Source organism: Phytohabitans rumicis (assembly GCF_011764445.1).
Taxonomy (GTDB): Bacteria; Actinomycetota; Actinomycetes; order Mycobacteriales; family Micromonosporaceae; genus Phytohabitans; species Phytohabitans rumicis.
In genome coordinates, this window is record NZ_BLPG01000001.1 from 7,103,002 (window position 1) to 7,117,753 (window position 14,752).

14 protein-coding genes and 2 pseudogenes are annotated in these 14,752 nt (G+C 70.0%); 9 read left to right on the forward strand and 7 right to left on the reverse strand.

Annotated features, from left to right (window positions below):
- Nucleotides 1-51 precede the first annotated feature (51 nt).
- The 4 genes from Prum_RS32370 to Prum_RS32385 all read right to left on the reverse strand — a co-directional run bounded on the left by Prum_RS32370 (nucleotide 52) and on the right by Prum_RS32385 (nucleotide 1,400).
- Nucleotides 52-369: a hypothetical protein gene (locus Prum_RS32370; protein WP_173079899.1), complete on the reverse strand. Its 318-nt coding sequence runs from the start codon at nucleotides 367-369 to the stop codon at nucleotides 52-54.
- An 85-nt stretch (nucleotides 370-454) separates the two neighbouring features.
- Nucleotides 455-601 carry a hypothetical protein gene (locus tag Prum_RS32375; RefSeq protein WP_173079900.1) on the reverse strand — a complete coding sequence of 49 codons (147 nt, stop codon included), beginning with the start codon at nucleotides 599-601 and terminating at the stop codon, nucleotides 455-457.
- 75 nt (nucleotides 602-676) lie between these two features.
- Entirely contained in the window at nucleotides 677-1,054 is a 378-nt protein-coding gene (locus tag Prum_RS32380) for a hypothetical protein (protein ID WP_173079901.1), read from the reverse strand.
- A gap of 16 nt (nucleotides 1,055-1,070) precedes the next feature.
- The gene (locus Prum_RS32385; protein ID WP_173079902.1) at nucleotides 1,071-1,400 is read right to left on the reverse strand and encodes a hypothetical protein; all 330 of its coding nucleotides are present in this window, start codon (nucleotides 1,398-1,400) and stop codon (nucleotides 1,071-1,073) included.
- A 286-nt stretch (nucleotides 1,401-1,686) separates the two neighbouring features.
- On the opposite strand from Prum_RS32385, the gene Prum_RS32390 reads away from it, so the two are divergent.
- The 9 genes and pseudogenes from Prum_RS32390 to Prum_RS32430 all read left to right on the forward strand — a co-directional run bounded on the left by Prum_RS32390 (nucleotide 1,687) and on the right by Prum_RS32430 (nucleotide 10,335).
- Nucleotides 1,687-2,133 (forward strand): CBS domain-containing protein, encoded by a 447-nt coding sequence (locus Prum_RS32390; RefSeq protein ID WP_173079903.1) that lies wholly within the window; start codon nucleotides 1,687-1,689, stop codon nucleotides 2,131-2,133.
- Nucleotides 2,130-3,428 (forward strand): ArsB/NhaD family transporter, encoded by a 1,299-nt coding sequence (locus tag Prum_RS32395; RefSeq protein WP_173079904.1) that lies wholly within the window; start codon nucleotides 2,130-2,132, stop codon nucleotides 3,426-3,428. Before Prum_RS32390 ends, Prum_RS32395 begins: the two co-directional genes overlap by 4 nt.
- Before the next feature lie 307 nt (nucleotides 3,429-3,735).
- Nucleotides 3,736-4,935 (forward strand): NAD(P)/FAD-dependent oxidoreductase, encoded by a 1,200-nt coding sequence (locus tag Prum_RS32400; RefSeq protein ID WP_173079905.1) that lies wholly within the window; start codon nucleotides 3,736-3,738, stop codon nucleotides 4,933-4,935.
- A 10-nt stretch (nucleotides 4,936-4,945) separates the two neighbouring features.
- Nucleotides 4,946-5,899, forward strand: coding sequence for a sigma-70 family RNA polymerase sigma factor (locus Prum_RS32405; RefSeq protein ID WP_173079906.1), 954 nt, complete (start codon nucleotides 4,946-4,948; stop codon nucleotides 5,897-5,899).
- A 151-nt stretch (nucleotides 5,900-6,050) separates the two neighbouring features.
- Nucleotides 6,051-7,223, forward strand: coding sequence for an NAD(P)/FAD-dependent oxidoreductase (locus Prum_RS32410; protein ID WP_173079907.1), 1,173 nt, complete (start codon nucleotides 6,051-6,053; stop codon nucleotides 7,221-7,223).
- Between the two features lie 28 nt (nucleotides 7,224-7,251).
- Nucleotides 7,252-8,148 carry an RNA polymerase sigma-70 factor gene (locus Prum_RS32415; protein ID WP_246278231.1) on the forward strand — a complete coding sequence of 299 codons (897 nt, stop codon included), beginning with the start codon at nucleotides 7,252-7,254 and terminating at the stop codon, nucleotides 8,146-8,148.
- Nucleotides 8,149-8,174: 26 nt separating this feature from the next.
- Nucleotides 8,175-9,212 carry a hypothetical protein gene (locus Prum_RS32420; RefSeq protein WP_173079909.1) on the forward strand — a complete coding sequence of 346 codons (1,038 nt, stop codon included), beginning with the start codon at nucleotides 8,175-8,177 and terminating at the stop codon, nucleotides 9,210-9,212.
- A gap of 22 nt (nucleotides 9,213-9,234) precedes the next feature.
- Nucleotides 9,235-9,387: pseudogene (locus tag Prum_RS55280) on the forward strand (Tn3 family transposase); the annotation flags it as partial.
- Between the two features lie 310 nt (nucleotides 9,388-9,697).
- A pseudogene (locus Prum_RS32430) lies at nucleotides 9,698-10,335 on the forward strand (creatininase family protein).
- A 24-nt stretch (nucleotides 10,336-10,359) separates the two neighbouring features.
- On the opposite strand, the gene Prum_RS32435 reads toward Prum_RS32430, so the two are convergent.
- From Prum_RS32435 to Prum_RS32450, 3 genes are read right to left on the reverse strand one after another with little or no spacing between them, the layout of a single operon-like run.
- Nucleotides 10,360-10,947, reverse strand: a complete 588-nt coding sequence (locus tag Prum_RS32435; protein WP_173079910.1) for a DUF6262 family protein — start codon at nucleotides 10,945-10,947, stop codon at nucleotides 10,360-10,362.
- Nucleotides 10,944-13,529 carry a tyrosine-type recombinase/integrase gene (locus Prum_RS32440; RefSeq protein ID WP_246278232.1) on the reverse strand — a complete coding sequence of 862 codons (2,586 nt, stop codon included), beginning with the start codon at nucleotides 13,527-13,529 and terminating at the stop codon, nucleotides 10,944-10,946. The genes Prum_RS32435 and Prum_RS32440 overlap by 4 nt, the downstream gene beginning before the upstream one ends.
- Nucleotides 13,526-14,605 carry a tyrosine-type recombinase/integrase gene (locus Prum_RS32450; protein WP_218577432.1) on the reverse strand — a complete coding sequence of 360 codons (1,080 nt, stop codon included), beginning with the start codon at nucleotides 14,603-14,605 and terminating at the stop codon, nucleotides 13,526-13,528. Before Prum_RS32450 ends, Prum_RS32440 begins: the two co-directional genes overlap by 4 nt.
- Nucleotides 14,606-14,752: the final 147 nt, after the last annotated feature.

Here is a 14,752-nt window from a genome sequence, read left to right on the forward strand (position 1 = left end):
CCGCCCACTCGCTCGGCTCGTAGACGGGGCGCGCCCGCCTAGAGCCGGGTGCTACGCATCCGGCGGGTGGTTGTCGGTTGGGTGTGTCAGGACGAGCGAGAGCGGCGGCGCTGGTACGTCACCGGTCACCCATTGCAGGGCCGCGGTCAGGCCGTGGTAGTAGTGACGGACTCTTTCCTTCGTGGACCGGCCGCCGGCGTGAGTGGCTTGGTCGTCGTGGCGCAGCACCGCCCGAAACGAGTCGTCGTCGAAAATCTGGCTGAGGCCGGTCAGGACGCCTTCGAGGAAGTCGGTCGGGTGCAGGTCGTATTGTGCCCGCGCCTCGGCGAGCATCCTGCGCAGCGCGTCGTCGTTGGGTGGCCGGGCCATCAGGGCATTATCCGCGCCCGCGCCGTCGCCGGCCGGGCAATTGCCCCGCAGGCCCGGCACGGCAGGCTCGAAGCGCGATGTGGGTTCAGCGGTGGTGGCGGTTCCATTGCGGTGCCACGTGCTCCCATTCACGGTCGATGGCCTGGTAGCGGCGGCGACGGTCGACCGCCCCGACAGCGGCAGCGACAACGGCGATCAGGACCGTGAACCCCAGGCCCACCACAGCGACCACCAGAGCCGTCCGGGTGACTGCCTGCCCGTACGAGGCGGGCGCCGGCACCGGCCGCCCGTCCCGGTCGAGCCACAGCTACCGGGTGGCTGGAACGCCACAACCCGAACCGCCCCGACATGAGCGCGGTGATCGGACATGACCCACTGGGCCGGCACCAGCGGCCCGCCCCGCCATAGGTGCACCAGGTACCAGCACCGGTCGGCCAGCGTCCGTCAGCAGCCGCGCGGTGACCGGCTGCCGGGTGAACTGTTCGGCGCGCGCGGCACCATAGGTGCCCTTCGCGATCAGCGCCAAAGCGATGGCTGCCGCGGCGACCAGGACCGTGACGACCGCGGCGGTCAGCTGGACCGGCTTGCCCACCGGCCTACGGGTGGAGGGCAGCAACTCGACCTCCTTCACCGCAGTGGCGAGATGCGCCGCCCCGGGTACGGCGGGCGCCGCTGTGCTGGCCAAGACGGCGGCGCGTGGGTCAGGCCGGCTGCGCCGCGCCCCAGTAGTGGGCGCGGACGTCGGCGGCGTGGTGATCGGCGAGCGTGTCGCCGATCAGCGCCGGATAGTTGGGGGCGGTGGTGATCGTGCGACGGGTGTGCGGCACCCGTACCGGGTCGGCGTCCAGGTCGGCGTTCTCCAGGTCGACCAGATGGGTCGATCGGCGCAGGACGCCGTGGGTGACCGCGGCGGCACCCCAGGGGGCGCGCAGCTCGTCCGGGTACTGGTAGATGGCGGTGATCGTGCCGACCGACCGGCCGTCGCTATCGCACAGGGCGCGGCCAACCAGTTCATGGGTGGGTGTGGACATGTCGTACCTCCAGCGGATCGCTGTGGTGCACGCAGCCCGCCCAGGTGCCAACGCCGCTTGTGGCAGTGGGGTGAAGGTTCATCGGTGGCCTCACAGGTCGGGTACTCGCGCGTAACTTTGCCGACCAGGCTTCCCGGCTCACCTACCGCTCAGAATACGGCCGGGAGCCGTTCCGCGCACGGCTGAGCCATCGATTGATTGCCAGGCGGTAGGGTGATCGGCAGGTGTGCCGGGAAGCCTGGTCGGCGTCGTAGTTGCCGTGACCAGGTGCAGGGAGGCGCCCGTTATGCGAGCCAGCGATCTGGCCGTCCCGTTCCCGACGGTGGGTGTGGACACCCCTGCCCTGGACGCGGCACGGCTGTTGGCGGGTCAGAACCTGCCCGGCCTGATCGTGGTCGACTCCGTGGGCCGGCCGAAGACGATCCTGCCGGGCACGCAGGTGCTGCGGATGGCGATCCCGTCGTACTGCCAGGACGACCCCACCCTGGCCCGGGTGATCGACGAGGCCGCCGCCGACCTGTTCATCCGCAACGTCGGCGACCGCACCGTCGCCGAGTTGCTGCCCCGCGAGCACCGCGAGTTGCCGGTCGTGGATCCGGACGCGACCGTGCTGGAAATCGCCGCGGTCATGGCCCGGGCCCGCAGCCCCCTGGTCGCGGTCGCCGGTAAGGATCAACGGATGCTGGGGGCGATCACGCTGGACGCGTTGCTCGACCGGATGCTCGGCACGTGAGCGTCACCGCCTGGGCCGCGGTCGCGGTCTTCGCCGCCGCCTACACCCTGATCGCCACCGAGAAGGTCCACCGGGTCGCCGCCGCCCTCGGCGGCGCCGCGATCATGCTGCTGATCGGCGCCACCGACGCCGAACACGCGTTCTTCTCGCAAGAGGCCGGCATCGACTGGAACGTCATCTTCCTGCTCGTCGGGATGATGCTCATCGTGTCGGTGCTCAAACGCACCGGCGCGTTCGAGTACCTGGCCATCTGGGCCACCAAACGCGCCAAAGGCCGACCCTTCCGGGTCATGGTGCTGCTCGTACTCGTCACCGCGGTCGCGTCCGCGTTCCTGGACAACGTCACCACAGTGCTGCTCATCGCGCCGGTCACATTCCTGGTCTGCGAACGCCTCGGCGTACCCGTAGCACCCTTTCTGATCGCCGAGGTCCTCGCCTCCAACATCGGCGGCACGTCCACATTGGTGGGTGATCCGCCGAACATCATCATCGCCAGCCGGGGCGGCCTGTCCTACAACGATTTCCTCATCCATCTCGCCCCGCTCATTGTGGTGCTGATGGTGGTGTTCGTCGGCCTGTGCCGGATCCTGTTCCGGTCCGCGTTCCGCTACGACCCGGACCGGGCCGTCCAGATCGCCGCTCTGCGGGAACGGGACGTGATCCGCGACCCCCGCCTACTGGTGATCAGCGGACTGGTCCTGACGGTCGTCACCGCCGCGTTCGTGCTGCACACCGTCCTGCACCTGGAACCATCCGTCGTCGCCCTCGTCGGCGGACTGGTCTTGCTGGCGCTGTCCCGTCTCGACGCGGGCGAGGTCGCCAAAGACGTGGAGTGGCCGACGCTGGTGTTCTTCGCCGGCCTGTTTGTCATGGTCGGCGCCCTGGTGGCCACCGGAGTCATCGAAGAAATCTCCCGCGCCGCGGTCGAGGCCACCGAAGGGCGGCTGTTCTTCGCCTCCATCGTCCTGCTGTGGGGTTCCGCCGCGCTGTCGGCGGTCGTGGACAACATCCCGTACGTGGCCACGATGAGCCCTGTCGTCGCCGAAATGGTGCACAGCAACGGCAACACCAGCCAGTCGCAGGTCCTGTGGTGGGCCCTGGCTTTGGGTGCCGACCTCGGCGGCAACGCGACAGCTGTCGGCGCCTCCGCCAACGTCGTCGTCCTCGGCCTAGCCGAACGCGCCGGCAAACCCATCAGCTTCTGGACATTCACCAAGTACGGCCTGATCGTCACCGCAGTTACCGTCGCCTTGGCAGTGCCGTATCTGTGGCTACGTTACTTCGCCTTCGCGTGAACGCATCCACGGCAGTCACGGTCGGCTGCTGTCCCGGCCTGGCGGCGGCATGATGCGGGCGACGTTGTCGGGCTGGGTGCACTGCGTGAGGCGTCGCAACGTGGATGCGCCAGCCGCGCCGAGGATATCGGGATCGTGGCGGCGGCGTTGTTCAGCTCGGCCTGCATCCGCGCCGCCTTGGCGTCGCGAGCAGCGTTGGGCGGCGCTCCCGTCGCTCTGTGACGCATGCCACAGGTAGTTCCTGTCAGCAATCGGTGGGCTGCCCCGCTCAACTCACCGAGAGCAAGCGACCTGACAGGAGCAGCACATGAAGCACCGCATCGTCGTTTTAGGCGCCGGCTATGCCGGGGCCTATGTGGCCGGAAACCTGGCCCGCCAGCTGTCGCCGGAGGACACGGAGATCACCGTGGTCAACGCTGAGCCGTACTTCGTCGAGCGGATGCGGCTGCACCAGGTCGCGGCCGGCCGGGAGATCGAGGCTCTGAAGCTCGCCGACGCCTTCGCGGGCACGGCGATCCGGCTGCGCGTGGCCCGGGTCACCGCCGTCGAACCCGAGCGCCATAGCGTCGCTGTGGCCGATGCCAACGGCGGCGGCGAACTCGGCTACGACACGCTGGTCTACGCGCTCGGCAGCCGCGTCGACGATCGCGGCGTGCCCGGCGTGGCCGAGCACGCCTTCAACGTCGCCGGCCGGCCAGCGGCGCTGCGCCTGCGTGAGCGCCTGGACAGCCTGGGCGCAGGAGGAAGGGTGCTGGTCGTCGGCGACGGGTTGACCGGCATCGAGTGCGCCGCCGAGATCGCCGAGTCCCGGCCCGGCCTGTCGGTGGCGTTGGTCGCCCGTGGTGAGCTGGGCGCCCGGCTCTCCACCGGGGCCCGCGGTCACCTGCGCCAGGCCTTCGACCGGCTGGGCGTCACCGTCCTGGAGCACACCAGCGTCGAAGCCGTCGAAGCGACGCGAGTGCTGTGCGCCGGCGGCACGGCCCTGGCGTCGGATGCCACCGTGTGGACGGCCGGGTTCGCGGTCAACCCCATCGCCGCTGCCAGCGGGCTGGAGGTCACCGAGAACGGTCAGATCGTCGTGGATCGCACCATGCGGTCGGTCTCGCACCCGAACGTGTACGCCATCGGCGACAGCGTCCACGCCATCGGCGACAACGGCCGGCCGCTGCCGATGTCCTGCGGTTCGGCCGGCTTCACCGGCAGGCAGGCCATGGAGGCGATCGTGGCGCGCCTGACCGGCCGCGAGGTCGCGACTACCAAGCTGGTCTACACGTACAACTACATCACCCTCGGACGGCGCGACGGGATGTTGCAGCTCGTCGACGATCAAGGGCGGGCAAAGCCGAAGCATCAGGGCGGCCGGACGGCTGCGCTGATCAAGGAGGGCATCAACCGGATCGCGTTGTGGACCATCTCGCACCCGACCTTCGGCCTACCCAAGCGCAGGCACCGCCTGGCCGCCGTGCCGGATGGGTTCCGCCGAGAAGGCCGTCGCGCAGCCGCCTAGGTTGGTACCCGTGGACAGCACCACCGATCGCTTCGACACCAGCCGGTTCGAGGCCAGCCGCAAGCGGCTGGCCTCGCTGGCCTACCGTCTGCTGGGCTCCGCCGCCGACGCCGAAGACGCCGTGCAGGACGCGTTCCTGCACTGGCAGGCCGCCGACCGGCAGCAGATCAAGGTGCCGGAGGCCTGGCTGACCAAGGTCGTCACCAACCTGTGCCTCGACCGGCTCCGCTCGGCACAGTCCCGCCGCGAACGCACCGTCGCTTGGTTGCCGGAACCGCTGCTCGACGGCGACCCGATGCTCGGTCCGGCCGACAGTTTCGAGCAGCGCGAATCGGTCTCCCTGGCCGTGCTGACGCTCATGGAGCGCCTGTCGCCCGTCGAGCGGGCCGTCTACGTCTTGCGCGAGGCGTTCTCCTACAGCCACGCCGAGATCGCCGACATCCTCGACATCACCGAGTCCGCAAGCCAGCAGCATCTGCACCGGGCCCGACGCCGCATCAGCGCCGCGCGCCGCGGCGGCGGCGGCGGCGAAGTCGACCCGGCATCCGCCCGCAGGATCGTCGAGGAGTTCCTCACCGCTGCCTCCTCGGGCCGCACCGAACGGCTGGTGGCGCTGCTCACCGACGACGCGATCGCGATCTCCGACGGCGCCGGGCTGACCGAGACGCTGCTGCGGTACGACACCGCGCAGCGCATCGCCGCCGTCGCACGGGCCGGCTTCACACCCACGCCCGCGAAGCGGCGACTTGCCGGCGGTACGCCCGCCGTGCACTACGCGTTGGTCAACGGCGCCCCGGCCGTCCTGTTCGTGCTCGGCGGCCAGATCGTCGGCGCCGTGACGTTCGACCTCGCCAACGGCAAGATCGCCACCGTGCGCGGCATCGCCGCACCCACCCGCCTCACCCGCCTCACGGAAGCCTGGCGGGAGCACGAACCGGACAAGCCGTTCATCACCCAGTGGTGACCCGACGCCGATTCCGCCTGTGCAACCCCTTCGGCCGGCTGCTTGCTGAACGTTGGACGTGAGCCGCGGCGAGTGACCCGGCTCACGCGCTGTTATGCCAGGTCCTCGGGCGGTGTCTTGTGGCCGAACGCCGAGGTACGAGGGAGACATCATGACGCAGAACATCAGGGTGGTCGTGGTCGGCGGCGGATACGCCGGCGTCATGGCGGCCAACCGCCTCACCCAGCGCGACGACGTGGCCGTGACCCTGATCAACCCGCGGCCGGACTTCGTGCACCGCATCCGCCTGCACCAGCTCGTCGGCGGAACCGGCGACGCGGTCGTCGGCTACCGCGACATCCTGGCCGACCGCGTCGCGCTGGTCGTCGACACCGCCAGCCGGATCGACACGACCGGGCGCACCGTTGCGTTGGCGAACGGCGCCGCGGTGGGCTACGACTACCTGATCTACGCGGTGGGCAGCGGCAGCGCCGACCCGAGTGTGCCCGGGGCCGCCGAGTACGCCCACACCATGGCCAGCCTGGAAGAGGCGCAGCGGCTGCGGTCGGTGCTCGACACCACACCCACGACGGCCATGGTGACAGTGGTCGGAGCCGGCGCGACAGGCATCGAGGTCGCCGCCGAGCTGGCCGCCGAAGGCCGCGCCGTGACGCTCGTGTGTGGCAAGGTCCTCCACCCGTATCTGCACCCCCGGACCCGGCGCAGGTTCGCCAAGCGGCTGGCCAAGCTCGGGGTGAGCATCATCGACGGTCCCGATGCGAGGGTTACCGGAGTGAGCCGTGACGCCGTCCGGCTGGCGGACGGCCGCGAGCTGCCCAGCACGGTGACCATCTGGACCGCCGGGTTCAGCGTCCCAGACCTGGCTGCCCGCAGCGGGCTCACGACCGACGCGGCCGGGCGCCTGCTGACCGACGAGACGCTCACCAGCATCGACGACGACCGCATCGTCGCCGCCGGCGACTCGGCCGCGCCGTCGAATCTGCCGCTGCGGATGAGCTGCCAGGCCGCCAATCCACTCGGTGCGCACGCGGCCGACACCGTGCTCGCCCGGATCACGGGCGGACAACCCACGACGATCGCCATCGGCTTCTTCGGGCAATGCGTCAGCCTGGGCCACGGCGCCGCCACCGTCCAACTCGCCTCGAAAAACGATATCGCCAAAGCTTTCGCGGTCGGCGGCTTCCTCGGCGCCAAGATCAAGCGCGACAGTTTCCCGGGCCTGATCGAGCACCTGGCGCACGAGGCGCACCAGCCCGGCTCCTACACCTGGAAGTTCCGCGACGACACCCGCCGTCAGCGGCTCCAGACGCTGGCCGAACGCTGACCCGACCATCGAAATGGAAGATCTCGCAGTGGACACACCGCCCGCCGACCCCGCCACCGAAACCTTCGTGGCCCACCGGAACCTGCTGTTCACCGTCGCCTACGAGATGCTCGGCTCGGCGGCCGACGCCGAAGACGTCCTCCAGGAAACCTGGCTGCGCTGGGTCAAAGTCGACCTGGCACGGGTCAGCGACCAGCGGGCCTACCTGGTGCGGATCACCACCCGGCAGGCGCTCAACCGGCTGCGTACCATGCGGCGCCGCAAGGAGGCGTACGTCGGCTCCTGGCTGCCGGAGCCGCTGCTCACCGCACCGGACGTGGCCGACGACGTCGAGCTCGCCGAGAGCATGTCGATGGCGCTGATGCTCGTTCTGGAAACGCTGGCGCCGACCGAACGCGCCGTGTTCGTCCTCCGCGAGGTCTTCGATGTCAGCTACGACGAGATCGCGGCCGCCCTCGACAAGACCCCGGCGGCGGTCCGCCAGATCGCCTACCGCGCCCGCCAGCACGTCGACGCCCGCCGCCCCCGCCAGATGGTCCCGGCGAGCCTGACCCGGGCGGCGCTGGACTCGCTGCGGCACGCGATCGAAACCGGGGACCTGCAACGCCTGCTGGACGTGCTGGCCCCGGACGTGGTCCTGGTGGCCGACGGCGGCGGCATCAAACAGGCCGCGCTGCGGCCGGTCACCGGCGCCGGCAAGGTGGCCCGCATGTTCCTCGGCGGCCTCGGCAAAGTGGACAGCATCCTCACCGCCGAGCCAACCGTGGTCAACGGCAACCCATCACTGGTACTACGCCTGGACGGCCAACTCGACGGCATCCTCGCCGTCCGCGTCGAAGACGCCCGCATCACCGGCCTCTACTACGTCCGCAACCCCGAAAAACTTACCCGCGTCCAGTCGGCAACCGCGCTCACCCTGCGATGAACACCGTCCTATCCGGAGGAGACGACATGGCCGCTCAGGCCCAGCCCGATGCACCACCGTCGCCCTGGACGGCGGTGGCCCGGGCCGTCGCCCTGCTCACGGCGGCCGTCAGCGTACTGCTGACCGCCTTCGCCTGGCCCTCGGTACACTCGTCGGTACACGACGTGCCGATCGCCGTCGCCGGGCCGGCACCCGCGGTCGGACAGATCAGCGCCGCCCTCCACGAACGCCTCCCCGACGCCTTCGAGATCACCGAGGTCGCCGACACCACCGCCGCCGAACAGCTCATCCGCGACCGCGACGTGTACGGGGCGATCGACGCAAGCTCCGGCACCCCACAGGTCATCCTCGCCTCCGCCGCCAGCACAGCCGTCGCCCAGACCCTCAACAGCATCGCCGCCGCGCTCAACCAGGCGCAATCCGAGGGCACCAGCACGGGGGCCGCCGTCCGCGACCTCGTCCCGCTGCCGGCCGACGACCCGCGTGGCGCCGGGCTGGCCGCCGCAGCCCTCCCCCTGGTCATGGGCGGTCTGCTCGCCGCACTCCTGCTGACCAGACTCGTCCTCGGCACTACCCGACGGGTCATCGGAGCGCTCGCCTTCGCCGTCACCAGCGGCCTCGCCCTGGGGGCCATTCTGCAGTTCTGGCTCGGCTCCCTGACCGGCTCCTACTGGGCGAACACCGGCGCGGTCGCCCTGACCATTGCGGCCACCTCCCTCACCATCCTGGGGCTGGAATCCGTGCTCGGATACACCGGGCTCGGCCTGGGCGCGGCCACCATGATGCTCATCGGCAACCCCTTATCAGGCACCGCGACCGCACCCGAAATGCTGCCCGGCTGGTCCGGCACGCTCGGCCAACTCCTACCGCCCGGCGCCGGTGGCCGGCTACTGCGCTCCACCGCCTTCTTCGACAGCCACGACACCACCCACTCGGTCATCGTCCTCGCCACCTGGCTAACCCTCGGCATACTGCTGTGCCTTGCCAGCGGCCTGCGCCCGCGACGCCCGGCCGCCACCCCAGTGACCACCACCACGCAACCGGCCGCACAGGCGACCGCATGAGGTCCAGCGGCGGCATCACTCGCCCGGCGCTGAGCCCGGCGACTACCGGCCGCTCAACGCGATCGCCCGCAACAAGGTCAACCTCGCGAAGATCATCACGCACTGGCCGGACATGCTGCGCATCGCCGGCTCCCTGGTCACCAACCGGGTCCGCGCTCTGCAGGGCGTTAGAATCAGCCGCCTCAGCGCGACGGTGCACCTCGCCGCTCGGCGATTGCCAATGCGGCCTGGGTGGCCGAAAGATCACGCTGCAGCAGGCGCCTGTTCCCACGATGTACCCCGGACAACCACTCGGACAGGGGCTAAGGACACGCACCAGCCGGGACCTGCGGCAGGAAACCCACGTCAACGCGCCGCACGCAGGCTCGGCGGCTGAGGCTGCCGGCCGACATACCGCGTGGCAGGCTTAGCGGGTGACCTTCCTGCTGCCAACGGCGACGTCAACCGACGCCCGCATTCGTGGTGCTCGTGTCGCGATCCTGCCCGTGGGCAGCTTCGAGCAGCACGGCGAATACCTGCCGCTCGTCACGGACACCGTGGTTGCCTGCCTGATCGCCGAGCGCCTCGCCGCCGACTACCGGCTGTTCCTGCTACCGCCGATCACGATCTCGTGCTCGCATGAACATGCCAGGTTCGCCGGGACGGTGAGCATCACCGCTCGCACGTTGATGGCGGTGATCGAGGACATCGACGAGTCACTGCAGGCATCGGGGTCGAGAACTTGGTGATCGTCAACGGGCATGGCGGAAACTACGCGCTACGCAACGTCGTTCAGCAGGCGACGACGGTCCGACCGCGGATGGCGCTGTTCCCCGCCAGCGAGGACTGGAATACGGCGCGGGCCGATGCGGGCTGCAAGACCGGGTCTCACGAGGACATGCACGGCGGTGAGATTGAGGTCTCCCTGTTGCTGCACGGGGCTCCGCAACTGCTGCGCGAGGGATACCAGACGGCTGACCACGAGGCGAACGACCGGCCAGACCTGCTGACCGTCGGGATGCGCGGCTACACAGCTTCGGGCATCATCGGGCGACCGTCGCTGGGCAGCGCGGAGAAGGGCGCAGCGGTGCTGGACAGCCTGTCTCGGTCGTTCGCCCGCGTGCACAAGCTGCTTGAGCCCTGATCGACAATGGGGCAGGACTGCTGGTCAGGTGCTGCCGGCCGGGTCAGCGACGCGGCTTTCGAGGTCGGCGATGCGCCGGTCCTGGAAACGCAGGGTGGACCGGGCCGCCGCGAGCCTTTCCTCCAAGGTGCGGTTCTCCGTGGTCAGCTGACGGACCCGCTGCTTGAGCGTGGTGTTCTCGGTGGTGATCCGCGCGATGGTCTCGTCGTCCCACTCGGCTCGCAGGTCGCGGATCTGCCCGAGGAGTTCACCAATGCGGGTGCGCTGACGGGTGATCTCCGTGTGGGCGCTCTTGAGCGCGTCTTCGGCGTTGAGCGCCCGTTCCCGCCACCCGGCATGCTGCGCGTCGTCCAGGGCCGGGCGTAGCTGCGTGTGCTGCTGCTCGGCGTCGGCCAGAGCTGCGGCGACGGCGGCGCGAGCCTGCGGGTTGTCATACACGAAGGTTCGGGAGACATTGGCGCGGCGAGCGACCGCGGCGACAGTGACCCGGGCCTTCTCCCGCCGCAGGACGGTGAGCGCGTCCTGGACCCGCTGCACCGCAGCTTGGCTACGGCGTCGCCGGGCCGCGACGGCGGCGGCCGTGCGGGACCTGGGCGAGGCCGAGGCGCTCACCCGGCCTCCACGGGTTCGTTGGTGTCGCCGGCTTCCGCGCCGGCTGCGGTGAGGTCACGGGCGCGGAAGGCGGTGGACCAGACGCGGTGGAAGTAGTCCTGCGGTTTTCGTAGATCGAGCGCGAGAGCGTCGTCGAGGAGCCCGAGCCCGGCCAGGGCCTTCTCCAGCCCGTCGATGGCCCGAGCGGTTGGCTCGAAGTGCTGGTGCAGATAGTCGGCGGTGGCGTCGTCTGGGGCGCCTTCGGCCAGCAGCCGCCACTGTTCGCGTTTGCGGCGCCAGTAGAGCAGGTCAGCGCCGGACAAGACGAACTTGTCGCAGTTGTGGCAGTCCAAGTCCCACGGGCAGGCTCCGCCGTCAACGACGGGTTGGAAGGTGCAGAACCCGCCTTCGGCGGGCGTGCTGCGCCGCGACAGGTCGATCGCGAGGGCCTGCGCCTCGGCGTGGGGCAGCGGGGCCGTGCCCGTGGTCAAGAGCTCGCCCGGGTTGGCGGTGCCGGGTCCGGCGACCCACACGTGCTGCAGCACCTGTTCCAGATCGGAGTGGGCCAGATGCACATAGTGCTCAGCCATTCGGTCGGAGACCTGGCCGAGGTATCGGCGGATGTGGGTCAGGGTGGCGCCCTGGCGAAGCAGATTCGTGGCCAGAGTGTGCCGCGCCTGATGCGGAACCCAATGCCCCAGGTCGATCTCTGCGACCCAGGCGCGGAACGGGCCGTAGAACCACTCCTTGGACAGTGACACCGTCCCGTGGGGGTTGCGGTACGGGCTGGGGAACAGGGCCAGCCGGGCGCGCTGCTCGCCGACCGGCTGGTAGCCGTACCGGGCGGTGAAGCGTTCCAGCGTCTTGGCCTGCCTCGTCTCCAACCGGCCGTAGACGCGTTCCGGGATGCGGATCGCGGCGTCGAAGTTACCCACCTTGGTCTGGTCGTGCCAGAACATCGCCAACCCGCCGTAGCGGCCCAGGCAGTCCCAGCGCACCTCCAGCACCTCACCGATGCGCCGCCCGGTGGTGATCAGCGTCTCCCAGATGTCACGCAGGCCGTGATCGGCCGGGTCGTGATGCTCGGCGAGCCGGCCCAGGTTCGTCTCGTCGGCCAGCGCACGCGCGACCTCGTCCGGAAACGGCCGGCGGGCCCGCACCGGAAGCCCTTCCCCTGCGGGCAGCCCTGTGAGGAACTGCCGGTCCAGGCCCAGGCGGTCGGCGACACCGCTGTCCAGGGCGTCGCGCATCACCGTGCGTACGCCGTTGAAGACCAGGCCCCGGGTGGTGGCCGTGACCGTCGACGGTTTCCCGCCGGCCTTGGTGATGCCCAGCGACGGCAGGCCGTCGCGTTCACGTCGGCGTTGGTCGGCGACGAACCGGCGCATGTGCTCGCCGCCCAGCGACGTCGGGTCATGCCCACCGCCCGGGGCATCAACCGAGAGGAAAGCGCCAAGCTCGACGCACGCGCGCCGCAGGTTGTCGAAACTGCCGGCGGTGCGCGGGCATCGCGGTGACTGCAACAGCCCGGCCAGGTAGTCCCAGGCCAGATCCCGAAGCCAGCGCTGCGGGATCGCAGTCAGGTCGAAACGGCTGGTGCGCCGCGGGAACCGCACCCCGAAGTGCTCGGTGTCCAGCATCCCGGTCTCGCGGGCGTCGTCCGGAGTGCGGTAGATGCGCCACAACTCCCGGGCGATCTCCCCACTGATACGACGCACGCAGCGGTCAGAGCTGTCGACCGCGAGGTCGGCCAAAGAGGTCATGCCGGCGGCGCGGCAGGTGTTGACCAGCTTCTGGATCGACCCGACGTCCCAGCGGGTCGGTCGTGGCTGCTGGGTGTGCGCGAACAGGCCCCATTGGAACTCCGCCCGCAGCAACGGACGCACACCGCGCAAGTTCACCTGTGCCGGCCACGGCATCGGCTCGGCACTCGTACACCAGCGCCGGAACGACGATTCGTCCTGATAGGACACAGGGGTCGGCCTGCCGTGTTGCTCGTAGCGCTGGGACCACGCCGACGGCAGCTCGGCCGAACCAGGGCCGCCGGCCTTGCAGTAGCGGGTCTCATGGCCGAAACACAACCCCAGCGGCGAGTCGGCCAGGCTCGGGCACACCGCGACCAGGCAGGCGCCGAAGCCGGCGTACGGCTGTTGCGCTGCAACCCAGCCCGCGAAGGCTGTCTCGTCTGGGACGCCTCGGTGTTTCCAGCGGCTCAGGTGCCGATGGCACAGCCGCCACTGGGTGTGCGCGGCCGGCCGGTCCGGGCAGATCCGGCACGTCGCCTGCTCCACCCACTCCGACGGTGATAGCGGCTTTGCCGCCGCGAGGAACGCGGCCTTGCCGACCCCTTGCCGGTTGGCCGCGCCCCACGCCCGCATGTGCACCGAGCACATGTCCGCCCCGCTGGAGCGGACCCTTTCACAGGCCGGGACCACACACCACCACCGGTAGGTGGAGTGGTCGCGGGGAATCCGGATCACGTCGGTGCGGAAGATCGGGTCGAAGGACGGCGCGTTGATCAGGGCGGTGAGGATCTCCAGCCGGTCCCGGCCCACCCGGTCGGGTCTCGAATGCTGTGGTAGCAGCGCGAGTGTCGCGGTCACCGCTGCTCGCCCCAGACCGTGCGCAGCGCGGCGTCGAACGCCGCATCGTGCACATCGACGTGTGCGTAGATCTCGTCTACGACGGACGTGGAGGACCAGCCTCCGGCGTCGCGGGCGATGACCAGGTTCCCGCCGGCCGCATCGAGCACGGCGCTGGCGAAGCTGTGCCGGAACGAGTGGGGTTTGACCGGGCCGAGGCCGGCACGACGTCCCGCGCGAGCCAGCATCCGTCGGGCTGCCACCGGCGCCCACGGCTGTCCGTGGCCGGGGCCGTGCAACTGGACCAGCAGCATCCCGTGCCCGGTGGCGCTCCGCGGGTACTCGCTGGTGACGTACTCGAAGTAGGTGTGCACCATGGCTGGGCTGACGCGCTTGATCAGCCCGCCGGTCACCGTGCCGTCCTCGATGCGCCACGGGTGCTTGTTCTTCGCCTCCGCCCGGTTCGGGTTTCCCGGCCGGTGGCAGACGTGAAGGTGCGGCGAGCGGCACTGCCCGCACGCCGCGTTCTCGCGAAGATGTAAGTCCAGCAGGTGAAGCCCACACAACTCGCCGATACGCAGGCCGCCGTCGGCCAACCAGGTCACGACGAGCCGGTCCCGGGCCGAGCGCACCTCGGCCAGCAGCCGTTCCTGCGCGCCCTCAGGCAGCATCTTCGGATGCCGGCGATGCGGCCCGCGTGGAGCCAGTGGATTCGCTGGCATCCCGGCTTTCACGTGGCCGAGAAACGTGCGGCGCCGATCGGCCCGTGACGGCAGTCGGTTCCGGCCCAACTGTCTGCCGAGTTCACCGTTGACCCCAAGGGACGCCTGATGCAGGTAGAAGCCCTTCAAGCACGCCGCCGCCGTCGATAGCGCGGCGCGTCCGTACGGACGCTTGCCCTCCCGCCAGGGCTGTCCGAGCGGCACGCGAACCTCGGCCCCGACCAGACCCATGTAGCGCTCAAGATCCCGCAGGCCGACATCCGCCAGCGGCAGGCACTCGCGATCCAACCACCGCAGGTGATCGACCAGCAGATAGGCGTACGTTCGCTGCGTGCCGGAGCCGTCATGCCGTCGGAGGAACCGATCCGCCTCCACCTGGACGCTGCCCGCTGGGCAGACGATCGTCCACGCTCGACTCCCATCACCCAGCCTGATCTCTTGAACCCGGAAGTCTCCAACAACAACGCGAACCACGTGCCCTCCACGCCGACGCCCAACAGGTCGGACGTGCCGAACCCGGTC

Excerpts from the sequence above, each read along its gene's own strand:
- Prum_RS32370 (WP_173079899.1), bottom strand. The coding sequence starts at position 369 with ATGGCCCGGCCACCCAACGACGACGCGCTGCGCAGGATGCTCGCCGAG.
- Prum_RS32385 (WP_173079902.1), bottom strand. The coding sequence starts at position 1,400 with ATGTCCACACCCACCCATGAACTGGTTGGCCGCGCCCTGTGCGATAGC.
- Prum_RS32390 (WP_173079903.1), top strand. The coding sequence starts at position 1,687 with ATGCGAGCCAGCGATCTGGCCGTCCCGTTCCCGACGGTGGGTGTGGAC.
- Prum_RS32400 (WP_173079905.1), top strand. The coding sequence starts at position 3,736 with ATGAAGCACCGCATCGTCGTTTTAGGCGCCGGCTATGCCGGGGCCTAT.
- Prum_RS32410 (WP_173079907.1), top strand. The coding sequence starts at position 6,051 with ATGACGCAGAACATCAGGGTGGTCGTGGTCGGCGGCGGATACGCCGGC.
- Prum_RS32420 (WP_173079909.1), top strand. The coding sequence starts at position 8,175 with ATGGCCGCTCAGGCCCAGCCCGATGCACCACCGTCGCCCTGGACGGCG.